The following is a 20,100-nucleotide window of genomic DNA, read 5'->3' as shown; positions in this document are numbered from 1 at the left end:
ACTGGTACGACGGGGAGTGTGCGACGGTGCGGATCATTCCGGTGGGGCTGCGTGCGCTGCTGCTGGAGGTGACCGAGCCGGCGCACACCGCCGCGCTGGTCGCCGAACTGTACCGGCGGCGGGACCGGGGCGAACTGGCCGGCGTGCAGGACGTCGTACCCGGTGAACTCACCGTGCTCGTCGACGGGCTCGACGACCCGGCGGAGCTGGCCGGGCGGCTCGCCGGTTGGCGGCCGACCTCGGCCCGGCCGCCGGACGGGCCGCTGGTCGAGGTGCCGGTCCGGTACGACGGCGCCGACCTGGCCGAGGTGGCCCGGCACTGGCAGGTCACCGAGGCGGAGGTGGGGCGGATCCACAGTGGTCCGGAATACCGGGTCGCGTTCTGCGGTTTCGCCCCCGGCTTCGGCTACCTGACCGGCCTGCCGGAGCGATACCACCTGCCCCGGCGGGCGGTGCCCCGGACCCGGGTACCGGCCGGCTCGGTCGCGCTGGCCGGCGGCTACGCCGGAATCTACCCCCGGGACTCGCCCGGCGGCTGGCAACTGCTCGGCAGCACCGACCTGGTCCTCTTCGACCCGGACCGGGACCCGGTCGCCCTGCTCACCCCGGGCGCCCGGGTCCGGTTCCGGGACGTCGACGCCGTCGGCGGGTGGGACGGGCGGACCGGTGCGCGGGAGCGGCACGGCGCCGGGCGCGGCGAGGCACCGGCATGACCGGGGGACGCTTCGTCGAGGTGGTCCGGTCCGGCGTACTCAGCACCGTGCAGGACCTCGGCCGGCCCGGGCACGCGCACCTCGGGGTACCCCGATCGGGCGCCCTCGACCTGCCGGCGCACCTGCTGGCGAACCGGCTGGTCGGCAACCCGCCCGGGGCGGCGACGATCGAGACGACCGTCACCGGCGTCGCGGTGCGGGTCGACCAGGCCGGCACCGTGGCGGTGACCGGCGCCTGGGCGCCGGTCACCGTGGACGGGCGCCCGGCGAGCTGGTCGGCCCCGGTCTCGGTGCCGGCCGGAGCCCACGTCGAGGTGGCCGCCGCCCAACGCGGGCTGCGCAGCTATCTCGCCTTCGACGGCGGGATCGCGGTCCCGCCGGTACTCGGCAGCCGGTCGACCGACCTGCTCTCCGGGCTCGGCCCCGCGCCGCTCGCCGTCGGGGACCGGCTGCCGCTGGGCGAGGTGCCCGGGCCGCCCGCCCCGGTCGACGTCGCTCCGACCGGCACCCTGGCCGAGGAGCTGACCCTGCGGGTCCTGCTCGGCCCCCGGGCCGACTGGTTCACCGACGACGCGGTACGTATCCTCGCTGCCGGCCGCTACCGGGTTTCCACCCTCAGCAACCGGATCGGGGTACGCCTCGACGGGCCCGCGCTGACCCGGCGGATCGGCGGGGAACTGCGCAGCGAGGGCGTCGTCCTCGGCGCGGTGCAGGTGCCGGCGGCCGGCTCGCCGGTGATCTTCCTCGCCGACCATCCGACCATGGGCGGCTACCCGGTGATCGGCGTGCTGCACCCCGACGACCTGCCGCAGGTCGCCCAGGCCGCCCCGGGCAAGCCGGTACGGTTCCGGGTCGTCGAGCCCCGGTGGCGGCGGGGTTAGACCGGAGACAAGATCATGCTTGGATGGCAGCAGCGGCCGGGTACGCCGCCGCCGTGGAGAGGAGCAGACGTTGACATCCTCCACCGCCCTAAAGGGCGGGGATTCCCTTGGTCACCCTCGGGTTTTCCTGCTTCGACACCGACTGCCTCGTCCGGGCGTCCGCCCGTTGAGGTCTTACCCCGGCTCCACAGGCCGTAACGGAGAGCCCCTCCGCCAGAATGTTGCGGGCCGCGTTGACGTCGCGGTCGTGGACGGTCCCGCATCGGCAGGTCCACGTCCGCACGTCCAGCGGCTTCCGTTCAGCAAGAACGCCACACGTCGAGCAGAGCTTGGACGACGGGAACCAGCGGTCCACCACGACCAAGTCCCGACCGTGCCAGTCGGCTTTGTATTCGAGCATGGTGCGGAACTGCCGCCAGGCCGCGTCGCTGATCGCGCGGGCCAGCGTGTGGTTCTTGACCATGTTACGCACGGTCAGGTCCTCGATCACGATCGTTTGGTTGTCACGAACGAGTCGAGTGGTCAGTTTGTGCAGGTGGTCCCGACGCCGGTCGGTGATCCGCGCGTGGATCCGGGCCACCCTCAACCGGGCCTTGGCCCGGTTCACCGACCCCTTCTCCTTCCGGGCGAGTTGGCGCTGGGCGCGGGCCAGGGCGGACCGGTCGCCGCGTTCGTGGCGCGGGTTGGTGACCTTCTCCCCGGTACTCAACGTGAGCAGGCTGTCCAGCCCGGCGTCCACCCCGACGGCCGTGTTCGCGGCCGGGGGCGATTCGATCACATCGTCGCAGAGCAGGGACACGAACCAGCGTCCCGCCGCGTCCTGCGACACCGTCACGGTGGACGGCGACGCGCCCTCGGGCAACGGCCGCGACCACACGATGTCCAGCGGCTCGGCCATCTTGGCCAGGGTCAGCCGGCCGTTGCGGCAGCGGAACGCGCTGGTGGTGTACTCCGCCGACTTCCGCGACTTCTTCTTGGACTTGAAGCTCGGGTACCGGGCGCGTTTGGCGAAGAAGTTGACGAACGCGCCTTGCAAGTGCCGCAGGGCCTGCTGCAATGGCACGGACGACACCTCGTTGAGGAACGCCAGTTCCTCGGTCTTCTTCCACCTGGTGAGCATCGCGCTGGTCGCGTTGTAGGTGATCCGTTCCCGCCGCAGGACCCACGCCTCGGTACGGGCCCGCAGGGCCAGGTTGTAGACCTTCCGGACGCATCCGAACGTACGCGACAGTTCCGCTGCCTGCGCCACGGTCGGGTAGAAGCGGTACTTGAACGCCCGCTTCACGGTCCTGGACACGCTCACACGTCAACGCACCAGCCGGTAAGCCCTGCGGTGACGCGCGCGGGTAGACGCCTATCCGCCCTGGCGGCGGATCGGCTATCCCCGCCCAGCTCCGCTCCGCAAGGGTGCCGTTTCCTCTCCGGCCTGAAAGCCGGAGTATCCACGGAAGGAATCCGATGACCGTGGCCACCCGTCCCGGCTTCCACCTGGCGATCCCGGTCGACGACCTGGCCCGGGCCCGCGCCTTCTACGGCGGCGTGCTCGGCCTCGCCGAGGGACGTTCGGCGGACGCCTGGGTCGACTGGGATTTCTACGGCCACCAGGTGGTGACCCACGTCGTACCGGCGGCCCGGCAGGCCGATGCGGGACGCAACCCGGTGGACGGGCACGACGTACCGGTGCCGCACTTCGGGCTCATCCTCTCGACCGACGACTTCCACGCCCTGGCGGACCGGATCCGGGCCGGCGGCGGCGAGTTCGTGATCGAGCCGTACCTGCGGTTCGCGGGCGAGCCGGGGGAGCAGTGGACGATGTTCTTCCGCGACCCGGCGGGCAACGCCCTGGAGTTCAAGGCGTTCCGGGACGAGTCCCAGATCTTCGCCAGGTGAGCCGAAAACCGCTGGACAGCGTACGGCGGCCGACCTAGCGTCTGCCGCGTCCGTGCCCCGACGTGCGAAGAGGTGCATTTCATGAGGGTCCTGCCCGCCCCGAGCGGCAACTCCGGGACGACCGCACGAATCCTCATCACCTCTTCGCACGAAAGGAATATCAGGAGTGGACCTACCGCGTAGCTTCACCATCCGGGAGAGCGGCCAGCGCATCCACGACCCGTTCGACAGCACCAAGCTCGCCACCCTGGGCGAGGTGCTGCGGCTCCCGCCCGCCGCCCGGCTGCTCGACCTCGCCTGCGGCTCCGGCGAGATGCGCCGACGTGGTGGAGATGGTTGTCGCCGACCAGGACAGCTGGGACCGCTACGCCGCGGCACAGTGGCTCAACCTCCGGCGCTGGCTCGACGAGAACCCCGGTGTCGAGCTCCACGCCGAACTGCGCGCGGAACTCGACACCGCTGCCGCCCGGCACGTCAGATACCAGCGGGAATATCTGGGCTGGGGCGTTTTCGTGCTGATGGACCGCTGAGTCCGGACGGGTCGTGCTCCGCCGCCGGAGCGCGGCCCGACGGGCGGCCGCCACGCCCGGCCGTCGTTGCGGGTCCGACAGATATTGACCGTCCGGGACGCAGCGGGGTTACATGATTCGGTGACCTCGTTCGAGGTGATCAGTATGGGGCAGGTGGGGGTGGACATCTATCCACTCCAGACCAACGCCCGGCTGCCCGACGTCGAGACGTTCAAAAAGTTTCTCGGTGGCAGCGCCACCAACGTCGCGGTGGCGGCGGCCCGGCACGGCCGGCGGGTCGCCATGGTCACCCGGACCGGCGCCGACCCGTTCGGCGACTACGTGCACCGCGCGCTGCGCGACTTCGGCGTGGACGACCGCTGGGTGAGCGCCGTTGCCGGGCTGCCGACTCCGGTCACCTTCTGCGAGATCTGTCCGCCCGACGACTTCCCGAGCTACTTCTACCGCTACCCCAAGGCGCCGGACCTGGAGATCCGCCCCGAGGAACTGGACCTGCCCGCGATCCGGGCGGCCGGGGTCTTCTGGTTCAGCGGCACCGGGCTCTCCGAGCTGCCGAGCCGGGACGCGCACTTCGCCGCCCTCGGCGCCCGGGGGCGTGCCCCGAACACCGTCCTCGACCTGGACTACCGGCCGGGATTCTGGTCCTCCAGGGAGGATGCCCGGGCGGCGTACGAGTCGGCGCTGCGGTACGCCACCGTTGCGGTCGGCAACCTCGACGAGTGCGCCACCGCCGTGGGGGAGCGCGAGCCGCACGCGGCGGCCGAGGCGCTGCTCGCCCGGGGCGTACGGCTGGCGGTGGTGCGGCAGGGCCGGGCCGGAGTGCTCGCCCGGACCGCCGACGAGTTGGTCGAGGTGCCGCCGGTGCCGATCGAGGTGGTGAACGGGCTCGGCGCCGGGGACGCCTTCGGCGGCGCGCTCTGCCACGGGTTGCTCGCCGGCTGGCCGCTGGACCGGACCGTCCGGTTCGCCAACGCGGCCGGCGCGCTCGTGGCGTCCCGGTTCGCCTGCTCCGCCGCGATGCCGACCAGTGCCGAGGTCGACGAACTGCTGGCCGAGCCCCGTCACCCGGTCGGTTAGCCGGTCAGGGCTCGACGCGCAGCCCCGCCGGGTCCGCGAGCCGCTCCCGGAACGAGGCCGTGGTGTTGAGCAGTGGGAACGGCTCCGCCGGCACGTCGACGCCGAGGAACCCGCAGAGCGGCTCCCAGCCCTGCACCACGTCGAACTCTCCGAGCCGTTCGGCCGGTACGGTCGCGCGCACCTCCGCGACGTGGTCCGCGTAGACCTTCAGGGCGTGCTCCCGGTCGTCGAACCGGCCACCGAAGGTGCCCTGCCAGATCAGCGCCTCCGTCAGCTTCGGCTGGTCCAACAGCTCCGGATGGGCCTCGAACGCCTGGCGCAGCCCCGGCGGCGCGGACTCCGGGTCCATGGTCCGGGACCGGTAGATGGTGCTGCGCACGCTGTCGTACCAGCGCTCCGGGTCGCGTACGGTCAACAGCACCCGGGCCTCGGGATAGACCTCGATCAGCTCCCGCCAGAAGTAGACGCTCGGCCAGTCCACGGTGCTGTGGTAGCCGTCCAGCAGCCTGGACCAGTCGACCGGCTCACCCCGGGCCGCCTGCAGCCAGTCATCGATGGTCCGCGGGTGTTCGAACAGCTCGGCCATGTGGTGGCACGGGCCGAAGCCGAGCAGTTCGAGCGCCTCCTTCGTCGACCTGGTGCCGGTACGCCCGAAGCCCACCCCGATGACCCGCACCTTGCCGCCTTCCTGTACCAGCCGTCCGTCCCGTCCCAGTCAACAGCGTCGGCCGGTCGGGCGGAACGACCGGCCGGACGCGATTTCACGGCGCCGGCCGGTCCGCCAGGTCGGCGGGATCGAGGCCGAGCGTCGCGAGCAGGCCCGCGTGACGGACGGTGTCGACCCGGTCCGGTAGCTCCCGGTCGATCCAGTCGGCCCTGACATTCTGACCGCGACCGCGCAACCATTCCATGATCTTCAGCTTGTCGATTTCCACTCGTCCCTCTCCTCGCACGCGATTTCGGTCAGCTGCGGTAGACCATGGGACGGATCTTGTCCGGTCCGTCGCCGATGGCAGCCGCAGGTCTGCCATCGAGCCTGATCCGGCCTGTGCTGACCGCCGACGTTCCGTCGCGTTCAGGTGAGCGCGTTGGCGGGCCAACCTCAAACAGTACGCCGTGCCGGAGCGTCGACGGGCGGCGTGGATCCTCCGGGGGCGACGGTGTGCCGTACCGAGCCGGCCGGAGCGACGGTCGGCGGATCCGGTGGCCGGGGCGCGCGGCACCGCCACACCCCGGCGCCCGGGCGCGTACCCGCCGATCGCAGGGGAGGTGGCATTGGCCGACCCGTTCTCCGGCCGACGACGAATTCCGACATTGAGGGCGTACGGGGAATCTGGTTCGGGGCTAGGCTGAGGTTGTTCCCCTGGACCCCGGCGCTACGGGTTTACGGACTCCGTGCACCACCGCCGAGATGAGGGTCCAGCGATGACAAGGTTCGGCAGCCCGGCGCGGTCGAACGGCACCGAAGCGGCCCTCTGAGCCCCCTGGCCGGCCGTCCGCGGAAGCCTTTCTCGCCACCCGCCCCGGCCCGGCGGTTCGCGCCATCACGACCGCCGAGCATCCGGCGGCCCCCACAGCACCGGCCCGGGCTCAGCACGCCAGCCGCCCGGGTCGGACGGTACGGGATCCTGGGCCTCGGTTCGAGGCCCAGGATTCCGCCACCGTCGGCTAACCCGGGCGTGCCCGCCCGAGGAACCGCCGGGCAGCGCCGGCATCCGGTTGCCAAGGTGAGGCCGTCCCGAGCCCGCCGATACTGATCGACCGCCTGGTAGCGGACCGTCGGAGCGCATCGGCCCGGCGGGCCGGCTCGCCGACGAAAACGGCAGCCGCCGGCCGAGCGCCGCGCAACCTCACCCCTGGACCGAGAAGGATGGCTGATGATGCTTACCGCAGCTCAACGCGAGACGAGGGTTCCGTCGGCACCGCCCTCGTCACCCCGACTGTCGCTTCCCCCCGCCCGAACCCGCGGGGCGGTCCTGGACGGCGGTTGGTGGCCCCGGTCCTGGGATCCGGTGGCTGAACTCCCCGGACTTGTGCTGGCTCTCTCCGGCCGCTACGGACGGATCCGGAACGTGGTACTCAACAGCAGCGCGTGGGACGTGCGGTTCCGCCGACTCGCGGCCGGCGACGACGTCGTCCGGGTGGGCTGGTTCAGCTCGCTGGATGCCGCACTGTTGATCGCCACCACCGACCGTGGAGACCAGCTCGACCTGCTCGTCGTGCCGCCCGGCAGCACGGCCGCGGCGGCCGAGCGGGCGATGGCCACGGCAGCCGATCCGACCAACACCATGCGCGCACCGGCGATCCTCGCCGAGGGTGCCGGTGCGGCTCCTCGAACGGAGAGCACCGGGCCACGAGGGCGGTGACAAGCCGAGCGGACCCCCACGGGTCCGCCGACGGGCGCGTCACTCCCTGACGACCGGCGCCGCCGGCGAGCCGCCCCGGTCGGCGAGGGCCAGCCTGGCGGCAGGTCCGGGCCGGTCAGTCCGACCGCTTCGCGCAGTCCTGCCCGGCGACGGCAGGACCGCTGGCGAATCCGTGCGGTGTCCCGGAGGATCCAGGTCGGGACGGATCGGCAGGACCGCCGTGTGCGAGTGCTCAGCCACGTCGGCCGGCTTTCCGGCATCCACCGGCAGGCGGTTGTCGAGGTCCTCGAACACGACGAGCACGGTTATGTGGCAGCCTCCGGTTTCGGCAAGCGCGCGGACTGGTACCGCAACGTCGTGAAGACCCCGGAGGCCACCATCCAGGTCGGCAACCGGACGCTCGAGGTGACCGCCGTGCCGATTCCCGCCGACGCGGGCGCGGAGATCATGGCCCGGTACGCGCCGCGTCACCCTGCGGCCGCCCGAAGGCTCTGCAAGATAATGGGCTTCGAGGTCGACGGGAGCGTGTCGGACTACCGCGAGGTGGGCAGGCGGATCCCCTTCGTGCGGTTCACGCCACGACGCTGACCGACCGTGCTCCCCCGCCGCCCGGCAAGCATCACCTGTCCCCGGCCGGGTCGGTCAGCAACTCGGTCGCGCCGGCCCGTTCGGCCAACCGGGCGCAGCCGGCCGGGTCCCGTTCGCCGTCGGCGACCACGACGTCGTAGCGGAGCCGTAGCTCGGTGCCGGGCACGAACGGGTACTCCTGGTCGAAGAACGGGGCCGGGCCGAGACAGCCGTACGGCTCGGTGCGGACGAACCACCGGGTGGGTGCGCCCGGATTCGCCGGATCGTCCCGGAAGACCAGCGTCGACGCCAGGGTCTCGGCCGGCCCCATGCCGTCGTGCCGGCCGACGAAGCCGAGCCACGGACCCCGCCAGCCCATCAGTTCGTCCGCGCCGACTCCGGTCGGGGTCACCACCCGGCCGCCCCGGAACGAGCGCGGTCCCTGCCAGAAGAGTCCGCCGTAGCCGGCATTGTCCCGGCCCTGGGTGGTCGGGCTGCCGATCGTGATCACCGCGTCGCCGTCGTTGCGCAATGCGGTCTCGAACCGCAACCGCCACGCGCTCTGGTTGGCCCACACCGCCACCGCCAGTCGACGCCGCTCCGAGACCACCGGGCGGCCGTCCCGGCCCACCCAGCGCAGCCGCTGTACGAGGCGTACGGCGTCGGGGTCGCTGCGCAGCGCCGGGAAGTCGAGGTGCTCGACCACCCCGATGTTGTCGAGCTTGCGGTACCCCTGGCCGCGCAGGTAGGTCGATCCGCCCCAGAAGTTGTCCGGCCCGAAGTGGGAGATGCCGAAGCAGAGCCCCTTGTGCCAGAGGTGGTCGTGCGGCCGGTACAGGCTGACGATGTTGCCGGCGAGGGTCCGCAGCGGGTGGAAGTAGGGTCGCGGCGCTTCCTCCCGGGGTTCGGCCGGGGTGTAGACGTAGTGGAACAGTTCCGCGCCGCCCCAGCCGACCCGCACCGACCGGCCGACGTCGTGGGTGACGGCCAACCCGTTCCCCGGACCGCCGGTGACCCCGGCCGGGTCCGGTACGGCGGCGGGCAGCGGCGGCCGGGCCGCCGGGACGGGCACGGCCGGTGGCGGTGTGGCCGCGGCGGGCACCAGTGGACTGCTCACCATCGCGGTCCGTCCCCCTGCATCCGCCGGTAGAACGGCGAGTGCTCACCCAGGTCGTCCGGCCGGACGGGTCTGCGGGTGAACGCCGACGCGTACACCCCGGCGACGAGTCGCATCGTCCGCCGGGTATCCGCCGAGGTCACCGGCGGCGGGGTACCGGCACGCAGGCTCCGGACCACCTGGGCGAACTGCGCCTGGTGACTGCTGCGGACCCCGGCCGCGCCGGTCCGCCAGGCCGCGAGCACCTCCTCGGCGTACTCCGGTGCGGGGGTGATCCGCCAGTCGTCGTCGCCGTAGCCGTACAGGTGGGTCACCTCGACCGTGGCCCGCTCGAAGTCGAACCGCAGGTAGCTCTCCTCGCGAATCGACAGCAGGCTGTTCACCACGCTGGCCACCGCGCCGTTGGCGAAGCTGACGTGCGCCATGCTCAGGTCCTCGGTCTCGGAGCGCCGGGCCTGCTGCCGGGCCAGGGCGGAGACCTCGGTCCAGTCGCCGAGGATCGCGCAGAGCAGGTCCATCTGGTGGATTCCGTGGCCCATCGTCGGGCCGCCGCCCTCGGTGTCCCAGCGCCCGCGCCACTCCACGTCGAAGTAGGACTGCGGGCGGAACCAGGTGGTGTGGCAGACCGCCATCAGCGGCCGGCCCAGCACCCCGGCGGCGAGCAGGGCGCGCAGCCGCAGCGCGCCGGTGCCGAACCGGTGCTGGAAGACGGTGGCCAGCGCCGCCCCGTACCGCTGCTCCGCCTCGGCCAGCTCGTCGAGTTCGCCGAGGTTCAGCGTCGGCGGCTTCTCGACCAGCACGTTGGCCCCGGCCCGCAGACCTGCGAGGGCCAGTTCGTGGTGCGAGCCGGGCGGGGTGCAGACGTGCAGCAGTTCGGGCCGCTCCTTCTCCAGCAGGCTGGCCACGTCGGGGTGCCGGGCCGGTACGTCGTACCGGTCGCAGAACGCCGACAGCCGGCCGGCGTCGGTGTCGACGGCACCGACGAGGCGCACCTCGTCGTCGAGTTGCCGCAGCGCCTCGGCGTGCAGCCGGGCGATGTTTCCGGTCCCGACCACGGCGACGCGGATGGGTTCCACAAGGTGCTCCTTAGCGACGTGGTGCAAGGGTGCTCAGTCGCGCCGGGCGCGGAGCGGGTCGTACGGGGAGAGGAAGCCGCACATGCCGAGCGTCGTCTGTTCGGGTTGGACGATCCGGGTGACGGTGGCGCCGGCGAGGTGGCTGTGGTCGCCGCCCCGCAGCGCGTCGAGCTGTTCTCCGGTCTGCCGGCTCACCGCCGCCGGCCCCTGCTCCCACCGCTCCTGCCAGGCGTCGAGCTGCGGGCGTACCAGGGCGGCGGCCGCCGCGTAGAAGTCGTCGAGCGCGGCGGTGTCGCCGGCCGCGCACCGGCGGCGGAGTTCGGCGAACCCCTCGATGGCGAGGTCGCGGCGGGCCCGGGCCCGTTCGGCCGAGGGCGGGGCGGATCCGTTCGGCCCGGTCAGCGAGACCGCCCGCCGGTACGTCGCCACGTCGGCGAGCTGTTCGGGCGGCAGCGTGAGGACCGCGTCGCCGGCCTCCGGCAGCCCGCTGTTCTGCATGATCACGACGACCTGGAGCGCGCCGTCGTCGTTGACCGCCCGATGGATGGTGCCCGGGGTGAACCAGAGCACGTCGCCCGGGGCCAGCGGCGATTCCTCGAAACCCCGCCGGGTCAGGGTCTGTAGCCGCCCCTGGCCGCCCACCACGACGTAGCACTCGGTGCAGCACAGGTGCACGTGCGGCGTGCCGCCGTGCAGGCCGTCGTCGGTCTGCCAGGGATAGACCCGCAGGTTGGTGATGCCGACGGCGCCGGGAAAGGGTGGCGGTGTGCCGTCGTCGGCGGTCACGGAGCGTGCTCCGCGGCGAACGCCTCGATCTCGGCCCGCTGCCAGGCCCGGTCGGCGAAGACCACCCGGTGGGTCAGCCGGAGGGTCTCGTCGGGGGCGAGCACCACCTCCTCGTCGAAGGCGGGCGAGGGGTTGACGGCCGGGAACGGGGTGTTGCGGACGAACCACTTCAGCGGGACCGCCGCGCTGGAGGTGCCGGCGAAGACGAGGACGGTGCCGCCGCCGTCGACCTCGTCGTGCTCGGCGGTGTACGCCAACCACGGGGACTGCCGGCCCATGGTCTCCGGGCCGCCGCCGCCGTCGGCGGTGATGATCTCGCCACCGGTCCAGCCGCGCGGCCCCCGCCAGAAGAACCCCGTGTAGCCGGCGTTCGGCCGGCCGTGCGTGGTCGGGCTGCCGACCCGCAGCTCCGCGCCGCGGATGTTGCGCAGTTCGGTACGGAAGTCGAGCATCCAGGTGCCGCGTCCGGGGTCCACCCCGTGGATCCGCAGTTCCCGCCGCTCCGCGACCCAGTCTTCGTCGGTCGAGGTGATCCAGGTCAGCGACTCCCGCAGGGTCAGCTCGGTCGGGCTGGCGTCGACCAGGTCGAAGGCGTCGTGCCGCATCCGGCCGACGTTGTCCCGCACCTGGTAGCCCTCGCCGTGCACGTACGAGTTGCCGCCCCAGAAGTTCTGCCCGGACAGGTGCGAGATGGTCATCTGGAGCCCCTTGTGCCACCGGTGGTCGTTCGGCCGGTACGCCGAGACCAGGGCTCCGTCGAGGGTACGCAGCGGGTGCAGGTAGGGCTTGGGTGATTCGAAGGCCGGGGTCGGGGGGTCGTACACGTAGGTCGCGATGTCCACGCCGTCCGCGTTGACGACGACCTGACGGCCGTGTTCGTGGGTGACGCTGAGCCGGGCGGTGGTGTGGGACGCGGAGGTCATGGAAGCGACGGTGCCTTTCGGTGGCGTGCGGTAACCGCTTTCCCGAGCTAACCGCCTTCCATCTGCAACGTCAAGATCCAGCACGGCCCGAAAGACTTTCGGCGGCCACTCCGCGACCTGTGCCGGCCGCTCGACCTGCCGGGGCGGACGGAGTGGGCTGGTCCGCTGCCGTCACCGGCCGGCTGGTGCGGTGGTAACCGGCCGGGAGGCCACTGTGGACCCGATCGCGGGGCCCGGCGGTAGGGTGCGGATGCCGGGCGGGGTCGCCGGCCCGGACGCCACACCGACCAGCTTCGCGGGGCAGCCACCATGATCAAGCGATCGTCCAGAACCGTCACGCTGATGGATGTGGCCCACGAGGCCGGGGTGTCGGTGGCGACGGCGTCGCGGGTGCTCAACGGCAGCGGCACCCGACAGGTGCGGGCGGATCTGATGGACCGGGTGCTCGCCGCCGCCGCCACGCTGAACTATTCCGCCAACGCGCCCGCCCAGGCGATGGCCCGGGGCCGCACGAACGTGGTCGGGCTGTTGGTACACGACATCGCGGACCCGTTCTTCTCGTCCATCGCGGCCGGCGTGATGCGCGCCGCCGAGCGGCACGGCAGCATCGTGATGATGTACAGCACCACCGGCCGGACCGAGCGGGAACTCGACTACCTGGCGACCCTGCGCGGCCAGCGGCCCCGCGCCGTCATCCTGGCCGGCAGCCGGACCGCCGACCGGGCGCTGCGGGACCGGCTCGGCGCCCAGTTGCGGATCCTGGAGGAGGCGGGCGCCCGGGTCGCGCTGATCAGCCAGCGCGTCCTGCCGATCGACACGGTGCTGCTGGAGAACCGGGAGGGGGCCAGACTGCTCGCCCGTCGGCTGGTCGAGCTGGGGCACCGGCGGTTCGCCGTACTCGCCGGGCCGCGGCACCTGCTCACCGCCCGGGACCGGCTCGCCGGGTTCCAGGCCGGGCTCGCCGACCGCGGTGTCACGCTGTCGAGGACGCAGGTGGCGTACGGCGACTTCACCCGGGACGGCGGTTACGCCACCATGCGGGAGCTGCTCGCTCGCGACCTCCGGACCGGTTGCGTCTTCGCGGTCAACGACGTGATGGCGGTCGGCGCCATCTCGGCGCTGCGCGACCACGGGGTACCGCTGCCCGGCGGGATGGCGGTGGCCGGCTTCGACGACATCGTCACGCTCCGGGACGTCACGCCGTCGCTCACCACGGTGCGACTGCCGCTGGAGGAGGTCGGCACCGCCGCCCTGGAACTCGTCATGCAGCCCCGGGCCGAACGGCCCCGACTGCGCCGGATCCGTGCCGAGGTGGTCGTCCGGGACAGTACGCCCGCGCTGTGCTGACCCGCTCGGAGTGGCTGTCGCGCCGGGTGGGTGGGAGCGGTGCCGGCCGTCCGGCGGCTCTGCGCGAGCAGCGCCGGGGACTGACCGGGGTGGTCGAGGAACTCGGCGCTCTGCCGGCGGCGACCGCCCGGTGAACTGGTCGACCGCTCAGAGCCGTCGCCACCAGGTCTGCTCCACCAGGTCGTGGCCGAAGCTGTGGTGTGGAGCCTGTTCGCGCAGCTCGAAGCCGGCCTTCTCGTAGATCCGCCGGGCGTCGGCGAGTACGTCGTTGGTCCAGAGCATGATCTCGCGGTAACCGGCCCGGCGGGCGAAACGCAGGCACTCGTCGACCAGACGGGTGCCGATGCCCAGCCCCCGGGCCTCCGGCTCGACCAGCAGCAGGCGCAACTGGGCCACCTCGTCGTCCCGGCGGACGCAGAAGACGCAGCCCACCGGCGCGCCGTCCAGCTCGGCGATCCAGGCCTCCTCGCGGCGGGGGTCGCGCCCCTCGACGTACTCGGCGACGATCCGGGCGGCCAAGGCCTCGCAGGTGATGTCCCAGCCGTACTCCTCGGCGTACCGGACGCCGTGCCGGTGCACCACCCAGCCGAGGTCGCCGGGACGGACCGGCCGCAGCAGGTACGCCCGGGGCGGCGTCGCCTCGCCGAGCACTCCCCGGATCGTCCGCATCGCCTCGACCAGCCGTTCCCGGTCCGCCGCCGGCAGCCGGGTCAGCAGGCCCTCGATCTCGGTCTGGGTCCGCTGGTTCAACAGGTCGTACGCGGCCCGCCCGGCCTCGGTCAGCGTGACCACCTGCCGGCGGGCGTCGACCGGTGACTGGCTGCGCTCCACCAGTCCGTCGGCGGCGAACCGGGACAGGATGCGGCTCAGGTAGCCGGGGTCCAGTCCCAGTTCGCGGCGGAGTGTCGGCACCTCGGTGGCCGGGCGCTGGGCCAGCTCGTAGATCACCCTGCCGTCGGTGAGCGAGAAGGGCGTGTGGACCATTCCTTCGTCGAGCACGCCGATGATCCGGGTGTAGAAGCGGTTGAAGTCGCGTACCGCGCTCGCCTGGGGTGTCAGCGGGGAAGCCATATGCCTATTTCAACAAATCCTTTGCCAATGTCAAGAGTCTTGCCTTCTTCGGTCCGACCGCAGCTAAGCCCAGGTCGGGTGCCGGGCGGCCGGTCAGGTCTCCGCGCCCCGGTAGTTGTACAGCTCGTCGACGAACCGGCGGCGCAGCGGCGGAAGCCGGCTGGTCACGCTGAAATAGCCGCGCGCGGCCAGCATCGCGAACCGGCCGATGACCGGCTTGTAGATCGGGTCGTCGCCGTTGGTGCCGTTGGTCCGCAGCGAGTCGGCGACCCGGGCGAAGCCGTACCGGATCATCTCCGTCTCGTAGTCCGCGATGCTCCCGAGCAACGGCTTGGCGCCGGCCGCCGCCGCGACCAGTTGTCGGTGCAGCAGCGCGGCGTCCCGCAACGCGGTGTTGGCGCCCACCCCCCGCCCCGGCGTCATGGTGTGGATCGCGTCGCCCAGCAGGGTCACATTGCTGCTCGGCCAGGGCTGCACCGGTACCGAGGTGGCGACCTTGATCGGGATGACGCTGCCGGTGTCGCTGAGCCGCAACAGTTCGCGCAGGTTCGGATGCCAGTTCCGGGTCAGCTCCCGGGCGACCTCGGCGAGGCGCTCGCCGCGCAACTCCAGCACGTCGGACGGGAAGCGGTCGGCGGCGCTCCAGATGATCAGGTTGATGCAGTCCCGGGTGTTGTCGAAGAGCAGCCCGGGCCACTGCCCGATCAGCCGGGCGTCGGTGACCCCGACCCCGGGCTTGACCGAGCCGCGCTGGTCCCACCCGAACTCCATGACGTGCAGTACGCCCATCACGCCGCCGGCACCGAAGATCAGCGAGATGCCCCGGTGCATCTCCTCGGTGAGCAGGCCACGGGTCTGCTCGGTCAGCGGGATCTTGCTCGCGATGTTGATGCTCCCGGCGTCCCTTACCTCGGCGTGCGGCAGGTACTGCCGGCGTACCGCGGAGTGCGTGCCGTCGGCGGCGACCAGCAGGTCCCCGGTGGCCGAGGTGCCGTCGGCGAAGTACGCGGTGACCCGGCCGTCGTCGTGCTGCGCGTAGTGCGTGAACGTCTTGCCGAAGTGCACTACGTCGTCCATACCGGTCAGCAGCACCTGGCGCAGCGTCATCCGGGAGACCGACTGGTCGATGCTGGTCGGGTCGGCCTCGGGGCGCAGCGCGAAGGAGGCCGTGCGGTGCAGTTGCTCGGTGAGCACGTTGAAATACCGGGGCGGCTGGGCGCAGGTGGCGAGGAACGTGGTGAACAGCTCCGGCGGCAGGCACTCCCGCAGCGCACGGCAGCCGGTCGGGTTGATCCCGACCCGGTAGCCGAGCAGGCCGTCGCCACGGTCGCGGTACCGCTCGTAGACGGCGACGCTGATGCCGGCCCGCCGGAGGCCGTGCGCCAGGCACATGCCCCCGGTACCGGCACCGATGACGATCACATGCATCGGGCTGGTGCGCATCAGGTCCCTTCCGCGGCCGTCGCGTCCGGGCCGTCCCAGCGGTAGAAGCACCGCGCCATCGCGTCGCGCGGCGACCGCCAGTTCGGCGAGTACGGCGAGATGTACGCACCCAGCCGCTGTTGCACGCCGACGAAGAGCGGATGCCGGTTCGCCTGCTCCAACCGGGCCGGCGCGGAGTCGTCGGTCTCCATCAGGTGCAGGCAGAGATCGTCGAGGTGGTAGAGCGAGCGGTGCCGCACACCGGTGACGGTGTGCAGGTCGGTGTTGTCGGACTCCGCGAGGATCTTCGCGATCTCCTCCTCGGTGCCCGGGACGATCCTGCCGACGATCAGTACGCGATTCATTGGACTCCTTCGGTGGATGCTCTCGCCGTCAGGCTGGGGAGGGAACGGAACCGCCGGGCGGGCTGGCCGCCCCGGACCCGGGTCCGGCAGGGCCTCCGGACCAGGTGCGGCCCGGACAACCTGCCGGCCGTCCGATCGGGCTCGATCACCATGCCGGCGCTGACGTCACCCGACCGTCACCGACCGCCGGCGCCGTCGTCGTCCTCCGGTGACGCGGCGGTGACGCCGCCGAGCCAGAATGCGCCGCCGTGCCGCCCGCCGCCGCGCCACGATGCGGCGCCGCGCCGCAGCGACGGAGAGACCGGCTGCCGTGCCGGTGACGCGGGGCCGGGGATCAGCGCCGCACCGGCATCGCCGGCAGCGCCGACCGGTCGGGGTACGCCCCCGCGCGCCCCGGCGACGGCCGGGCACCCGACAGGCGGGCCCCCCTCGGCCGGGCGATGGGCGCGAGCAGGTCACTGAGCAGGGCGGACATCGTCTCGGACGGCTCTAGCTGAAGTTCGCGGAGCAGCAGGTCACGGTAGACGTAGAAGGCCTGGAGCGCCTCGTACGCGTTGCCCTCGTCGAGGTGGATCTCGACGATCAGACGGTGCGGCGTCTCTCGCAGCGGTTCGGCGCGGACCGCCTCGAGAGCGGCCTGCAACGCCTCGCCGTGCTGCCCGGCGTGCAGGTGACCCCGGGCGATGTCCTCCAGCATGTGCAGGCGGAGCTGGCGCAGCCGCTCGCGCTCCAGCAGCACCCACTCGTCGTACCAGCCGGGGAGCAGGTCGTGCCGTCCGGCGCCACGGATCCTCGCCGCCCAGCGGGGGTCGCCGCCGTCGCGTACCCGCTCGGCGGCCCGGACGAGGTCGTCGATGTCCAGCCGTACCGCCGGATCGAGCCGGACCGTGTCGCCGGTGGTGAGCACCGGGCAACTGCCCTCCTGACGCAGCCGCCACAGCGCCGTACGCAGGGACGACATCGCCCGCTCCTCCGGGGTGTCCGGCCACAGCAGACCGGCCAGGTGTGCCCGGGTCGCGCCCGGCCGCAATCCGACCAGCGCGATGATCCGTTGCAGTCCACGGGGTACGACCACCGGAGTCCCGTCGTGCAGCAGGTTGAAGCCGTCCAGCAGGAACAGGTGGATCGTCCGGCCGAACTGGCGCGGTGACGGGTGGGCCGGTGCCCGGCGTGCCTCGTCGCGCGGCTCGCTCTCGTCAGGAGTCACGGCCCACCCTCCTGCACCCGGAACCCGTGTCCCGAAGTCCGCCCTGCCCGGACCGCCCCGCCCGGCTCTCCGGTATGCCGATGCCGCTCGGGGGGCGTCGTGCCCGGTCGGGCACCGACACCGCAAAGCGTGACGAACGTTATCAATCACCGTTACGCTCGGTCAATCCGCCGGTCGGCAATCCGACCTGGCCGTTCGGTCCCTGCACAACCGCCCTGAGCTGGGCATGAGCGGTCGCGGACGGTCGCCGCAGCGCTTCGTCCGAGCCGTTCTGCCCAGGCACGGGCGGGCATTGTGCCGGACCGCCGTCACCAGAGCGTCACCGTGTCGGGGAGCAGTCGTACGCGATCGGGTGACATTCCGTTGACACCCGGTGGGCAGGGTGGTCACCAGTCGTTCGGACGAGGTCGCAGTCGGGGGAGAAGCCGGGGGAGAGGCTCTTGTCGCGGCCGGGTGCCGGTGTCACCCATCCGGATCGCGGAATCGCCCAGGGAGGCTGCGTCATGGATCGCTCACTGATCGTCGCGAAGGTCGTGCCGGCCGCCGAAGGACAGGTCGCGCAGATCTTCGCCGAGTCGGACCGGACTGAGCTGCCCCGACTGGTGGGTGTACGGCACCGTTCGCTCTACCGGCTGCACGACCTGTACGTGCACCTGATCGAGACGGAGAGTCCGGGTTCCGCCGCCGTGGAGAACGCCCGCCGACACCCCGAGTTCGTCCGGGTCAGCGAGCGGCTGGCCTCGCACGTCACGCCGTACCTGGCGAACTGGCGGGTACCGGCGGACGCCATGGCGCGCTGCTTCTACCGCTGGGACGCCCCGACCGACCTGGGGGCACGGCGATGACCGGGGTTACGCCGACCGGCACCATCCCGCGCCGGCGTGGCACCGCCGACCTCGACCAGCAGCCGTGGACACGTTGCCGCTCCTGCCCGGCGCTGCTCTACCGCAAGCGGCTACGGCGCAACCTCGACGTCTGCCCCGAGTGTGGTGACCACCGCCGGTTGGACGCGCCCGACCGGATAGCCCAGCTCGTCGACCGGGACACGTTCCGGCAGTTGCCCGGCCCGGCGACCCAGGTCGACCCGATCGGATTTGTCGACTCGATGCCGTACCCGCAGCGGCTCGCCGCCGCCCGGGCGGAGACCGGCCTGGCCGAGGCGGTGCTCTGCGGTACCGCCACGCTCGGTGGGTACGGCCTGGTACTGGCCGTGATGGACTTCCGGTTCCTCGGCGGCAGTCTCGGCTCGGTCACCGGGGAGCTGATCACCCGGGCCGCCGAGCACGCCCTGACCAACCGCCTGCCGCTGTTGCTGGTCACCGCGTCCGGTGGCGCCCGGATGCAGGAGGGCGTGCTGGCGCTCATGCAGATGGCCACCATCAGCCAGGCGATCGCCGCGCTGCGCGAGGCGGGACTGCTGACCGTCAGCCTGGTCACCGATCCCACCTACGGCGGAGTGGCCGCGTCCTTCGCGACCTGCACCGACATCGTGCTCGCCGAGACCGGTTCCCGACTGGGTTTCGCCGGTCCCCGGGTGATCCGGGAGACCATCCGGCAGACGCTGCCGGCCGACTTCCAGACCACCGACTTCCTGCTCCGGCACGGCCAGGTCGACATGGTGGTGGAGCGGCGGGCGCTGCGGGCCAGGCTGCGCTGGCTGCTCGCCGCTGCCGCCTCGGCCCCGGGCCGTCCGGCCCGGACGGCGTCGACTCCGGACCGTGCGACCGGAGCGCTGCCGCCGCCGAACGGCCTGTCGGGCGCCGCGGCCGACCCGGCCGCCGGGACGTGGCGCGGGGACGCCGGCCCGGACGACTGGACCGATGCCTGGCGGATCGTCCGGTCCGCCCGGCACACCGGCCGGCCGACCACGCTGGACTACCTGGCCACCGCCTTCGACGGGTTCGTCGAGCTGCACGGTGACCGGCTCGGCGTCGACTGCGCGGCGGTCGTCGCCGGGCTGGCCCGGCTCGGCGACCGGTACGTCGCCGTGGTCGGGCACCAGAAGGGGCACCAGCCGAGGGAGCTGCGGGCCCGCAACTTCGGGATGGCCAGCCCGGCCGGCTACCGCAAGGCGATGCGGGTGATGCGACTCGCCGCCCGCCTGGGACTACCGGTGGTGACGCTGATCGACACGCCGGGCGCCTACCCGGGGGTGGAGGCCGAGCAACAGGGCCAGGCCGCCGCGATCGCCGAGAGCATCCTCGCGATGACCGGGCTGCCGATCCCGGTCGTCGCGGTCATCATCGGCGAGGGCGGCAGCGGCGGGGCGCTCGCGTTGGCCGTGGCGGACCGGGTACTGATGCTGCGCAACGCGGTCTACTCGGTGATCAGCCCGGAGGGCTGTGCCGCGATCCTCTGGCACGACCGGGCGGCCGTGCCGCAGGCCGCCGACGCGCTCCGGCTGACCGCACCCGATCTGCTGCGGCTCGGGGTCGCCGACGAGATCGTCGCCGAGCCGTCCGGGGGTGCGCACCGGAATCCCGCCGGCGCGGCCCGACTGCTCCGCCGGGCGTTGCTGGAGAACCTGGCGCCGCTGCTCGAGGTACCCGCCGCAGAGTTGGTCCGGCGCCGTCGGCGGCGTTTCCGCCGGTACGGTGCGGCGGCCAGCGTGCTGCCGTCGGAAGCGGGGCCGGAGTGACCGCCGCGGCGATCCCCGAACAGCCGGGCCCGGCCGGACCGGCGCGACCGGCAGCGGGAGAGCGGTGCACCGGCGACGGACGCGTGCCAGGGCCGGACGTCCCGGACAGCCGGCCGGTACGCCC

General features: G+C 72.5%; 22 protein-coding genes. 11 read left to right on the top strand and 11 right to left on the bottom strand.

The features are described 5' to 3' along the window. The first annotated feature begins 26 nt into the window (after window positions 1-26). Entirely contained in the window at window positions 27-713 is a 687-nt protein-coding gene (gene pxpB, locus R6Y94_RS14915) for a 5-oxoprolinase subunit PxpB (protein WP_318396454.1), read from the top strand. Beyond that, entirely contained in the window at window positions 710-1,594 is an 885-nt protein-coding gene (locus tag R6Y94_RS14910; protein WP_318396435.1) for a biotin-dependent carboxyltransferase family protein, read from the top strand. Before pxpB ends, R6Y94_RS14910 begins: the two co-directional genes overlap by 4 nt. Before the next feature lie 88 nt (window positions 1,595-1,682). On the opposite strand, the gene R6Y94_RS14905 is transcribed toward R6Y94_RS14910, so the two are convergent. Beyond that, a complete protein-coding gene (locus tag R6Y94_RS14905) occupies window positions 1,683-2,891 on the bottom strand; it encodes an RNA-guided endonuclease TnpB family protein (RefSeq protein WP_318396434.1) in 1,209 nt (402 codons plus the stop codon). A gap of 161 nt (window positions 2,892-3,052) precedes the next feature. On the opposite strand from R6Y94_RS14905, the gene R6Y94_RS14900 reads away from it, so the two are divergent. The 3 genes from R6Y94_RS14900 to iolC all read left to right on the top strand — a co-directional run bounded on the left by R6Y94_RS14900 (window position 3,053) and on the right by iolC (window position 5,091). Further along, window positions 3,053-3,484 (top strand): VOC family protein, encoded by a 432-nt coding sequence (locus tag R6Y94_RS14900; RefSeq protein WP_318396433.1) that lies wholly within the window; start codon window positions 3,053-3,055, stop codon window positions 3,482-3,484. 332 nt (window positions 3,485-3,816) lie between these two features. Continuing rightward, on the top strand, window positions 3,817-4,014 hold the full coding sequence (locus R6Y94_RS14895; protein WP_318396453.1) for a hypothetical protein: 198 nt from the start codon (window positions 3,817-3,819) through the stop codon (window positions 4,012-4,014). Window positions 4,015-4,134: 120 nt separating this feature from the next. Further along, window positions 4,135-5,091 carry a 5-dehydro-2-deoxygluconokinase gene (gene iolC / locus R6Y94_RS14890; protein ID WP_318396432.1) on the top strand — a complete coding sequence of 319 codons (957 nt, stop codon included), beginning with the start codon at window positions 4,135-4,137 and terminating at the stop codon, window positions 5,089-5,091. Between the two features lie 4 nt (window positions 5,092-5,095). On the opposite strand, the gene R6Y94_RS14885 is transcribed toward iolC, so the two are convergent. Both R6Y94_RS14885 and R6Y94_RS14880 read right to left on the bottom strand, forming a co-directional pair. Continuing rightward, window positions 5,096-5,767, bottom strand: a complete 672-nt coding sequence (locus R6Y94_RS14885; RefSeq protein WP_318396431.1) for a sulfotransferase family protein — start codon at window positions 5,765-5,767, stop codon at window positions 5,096-5,098. Window positions 5,768-5,852: 85 nt separating this feature from the next. Beyond that, window positions 5,853-6,026 carry a hypothetical protein gene (locus R6Y94_RS14880; protein ID WP_318396430.1) on the bottom strand — a complete coding sequence of 58 codons (174 nt, stop codon included), beginning with the start codon at window positions 6,024-6,026 and terminating at the stop codon, window positions 5,853-5,855. A 942-nt stretch (window positions 6,027-6,968) separates the two neighbouring features. On the opposite strand from R6Y94_RS14880, the gene R6Y94_RS14875 reads away from it, so the two are divergent. Both R6Y94_RS14875 and R6Y94_RS14870 read left to right on the top strand, forming a co-directional pair. Continuing rightward, window positions 6,969-7,457: a DUF5994 family protein gene (locus R6Y94_RS14875; RefSeq protein WP_318396429.1), complete on the top strand. Its 489-nt coding sequence runs from the start codon at window positions 6,969-6,971 to the stop codon at window positions 7,455-7,457. A 177-nt stretch (window positions 7,458-7,634) separates the two neighbouring features. Further along, window positions 7,635-8,045 (top strand): nitroreductase family deazaflavin-dependent oxidoreductase, encoded by a 411-nt coding sequence (locus R6Y94_RS14870; protein WP_318396428.1) that lies wholly within the window; start codon window positions 7,635-7,637, stop codon window positions 8,043-8,045. A 31-nt stretch (window positions 8,046-8,076) separates the two neighbouring features. Here the strand turns inward: R6Y94_RS14870 and R6Y94_RS14865 are convergent, their stop codons facing one another. From R6Y94_RS14865 to R6Y94_RS14850, 4 genes are read right to left on the bottom strand one after another with little or no spacing between them, the layout of a single operon-like run. Then, window positions 8,077-9,144, bottom strand: coding sequence for a PmoA family protein (locus R6Y94_RS14865; RefSeq protein ID WP_318396427.1), 1,068 nt, complete (start codon window positions 9,142-9,144; stop codon window positions 8,077-8,079). After that, window positions 9,138-10,217, bottom strand: coding sequence for a Gfo/Idh/MocA family oxidoreductase (locus R6Y94_RS14860; RefSeq protein WP_318396426.1), 1,080 nt, complete (start codon window positions 10,215-10,217; stop codon window positions 9,138-9,140). The genes R6Y94_RS14865 and R6Y94_RS14860 overlap by 7 nt, the downstream gene beginning before the upstream one ends. A gap of 33 nt (window positions 10,218-10,250) precedes the next feature. Further along, on the bottom strand, window positions 10,251-11,003 hold the full coding sequence (locus R6Y94_RS14855) for a cupin domain-containing protein (protein ID WP_318396425.1): 753 nt from the start codon (window positions 11,001-11,003) through the stop codon (window positions 10,251-10,253). Continuing rightward, window positions 11,000-11,926, bottom strand: coding sequence for a PmoA family protein (locus R6Y94_RS14850; protein ID WP_318396424.1), 927 nt, complete (start codon window positions 11,924-11,926; stop codon window positions 11,000-11,002). The genes R6Y94_RS14855 and R6Y94_RS14850 overlap by 4 nt, the downstream gene beginning before the upstream one ends. Before the next feature lie 342 nt (window positions 11,927-12,268). Between R6Y94_RS14850 and R6Y94_RS14845 the strand changes: the two genes are divergently transcribed. Then, on the top strand, window positions 12,269-13,273 hold the full coding sequence (locus R6Y94_RS14845) for a LacI family DNA-binding transcriptional regulator (RefSeq protein ID WP_318396423.1): 1,005 nt from the start codon (window positions 12,269-12,271) through the stop codon (window positions 13,271-13,273). Beyond that, entirely contained in the window at window positions 13,267-13,407 is a 141-nt protein-coding gene (locus R6Y94_RS14840) for a hypothetical protein (protein WP_318396422.1), read from the top strand. Before R6Y94_RS14845 ends, R6Y94_RS14840 begins: the two co-directional genes overlap by 7 nt. 13 nt (window positions 13,408-13,420) lie before the next feature. On the opposite strand, the gene R6Y94_RS14835 is transcribed toward R6Y94_RS14840, so the two are convergent. From R6Y94_RS14835 to R6Y94_RS14820, 4 genes are all read right to left on the bottom strand, one after another. Beyond that, window positions 13,421-14,344: a helix-turn-helix domain-containing GNAT family N-acetyltransferase gene (locus R6Y94_RS14835; protein ID WP_318396421.1), complete on the bottom strand. Its 924-nt coding sequence runs from the start codon at window positions 14,342-14,344 to the stop codon at window positions 13,421-13,423. Window positions 14,345-14,437: 93 nt separating this feature from the next. After that, complete coding sequence (locus tag R6Y94_RS14830) at window positions 14,438-15,787, bottom strand: NAD(P)/FAD-dependent oxidoreductase (RefSeq protein ID WP_318396420.1); 1,350 nt, start codon at window positions 15,785-15,787, stop codon at window positions 14,438-14,440. Then, window positions 15,787-16,131, bottom strand: coding sequence for a TcmI family type II polyketide cyclase (locus R6Y94_RS14825; protein ID WP_318396419.1), 345 nt, complete (start codon window positions 16,129-16,131; stop codon window positions 15,787-15,789). The genes R6Y94_RS14830 and R6Y94_RS14825 overlap by 1 nt, the downstream gene beginning before the upstream one ends. Window positions 16,132-16,465: 334 nt before the next feature. Further along, window positions 16,466-17,257 carry an AfsR/SARP family transcriptional regulator gene (locus R6Y94_RS14820; RefSeq protein WP_318396452.1) on the bottom strand — a complete coding sequence of 264 codons (792 nt, stop codon included), beginning with the start codon at window positions 17,255-17,257 and terminating at the stop codon, window positions 16,466-16,468. A gap of 584 nt (window positions 17,258-17,841) precedes the next feature. Between R6Y94_RS14820 and R6Y94_RS14815 the strand changes: the two genes are divergently transcribed. Together R6Y94_RS14815 and R6Y94_RS14810 are read left to right on the top strand one after the other, a co-directional pair. Further along, a complete protein-coding gene (locus R6Y94_RS14815; protein WP_318396418.1) occupies window positions 17,842-18,183 on the top strand; it encodes a TcmI family type II polyketide cyclase in 342 nt (113 codons plus the stop codon). Then, window positions 18,180-19,976 carry an acetyl-CoA carboxylase carboxyltransferase subunit alpha gene (locus R6Y94_RS14810; RefSeq protein WP_318396417.1) on the top strand — a complete coding sequence of 599 codons (1,797 nt, stop codon included), beginning with the start codon at window positions 18,180-18,182 and terminating at the stop codon, window positions 19,974-19,976. The genes R6Y94_RS14815 and R6Y94_RS14810 overlap by 4 nt, the downstream gene beginning before the upstream one ends. Window positions 19,977-20,100: the final 124 nt, after the last annotated feature.

Source organism: Plantactinospora sp. KLBMP9567 (assembly GCF_033446045.1).
Lineage (GTDB): Bacteria > Actinomycetota > Actinomycetes > Mycobacteriales > Micromonosporaceae > Plantactinospora.
This window is presented reverse-complemented; position numbering and strand designations above follow the sequence as displayed.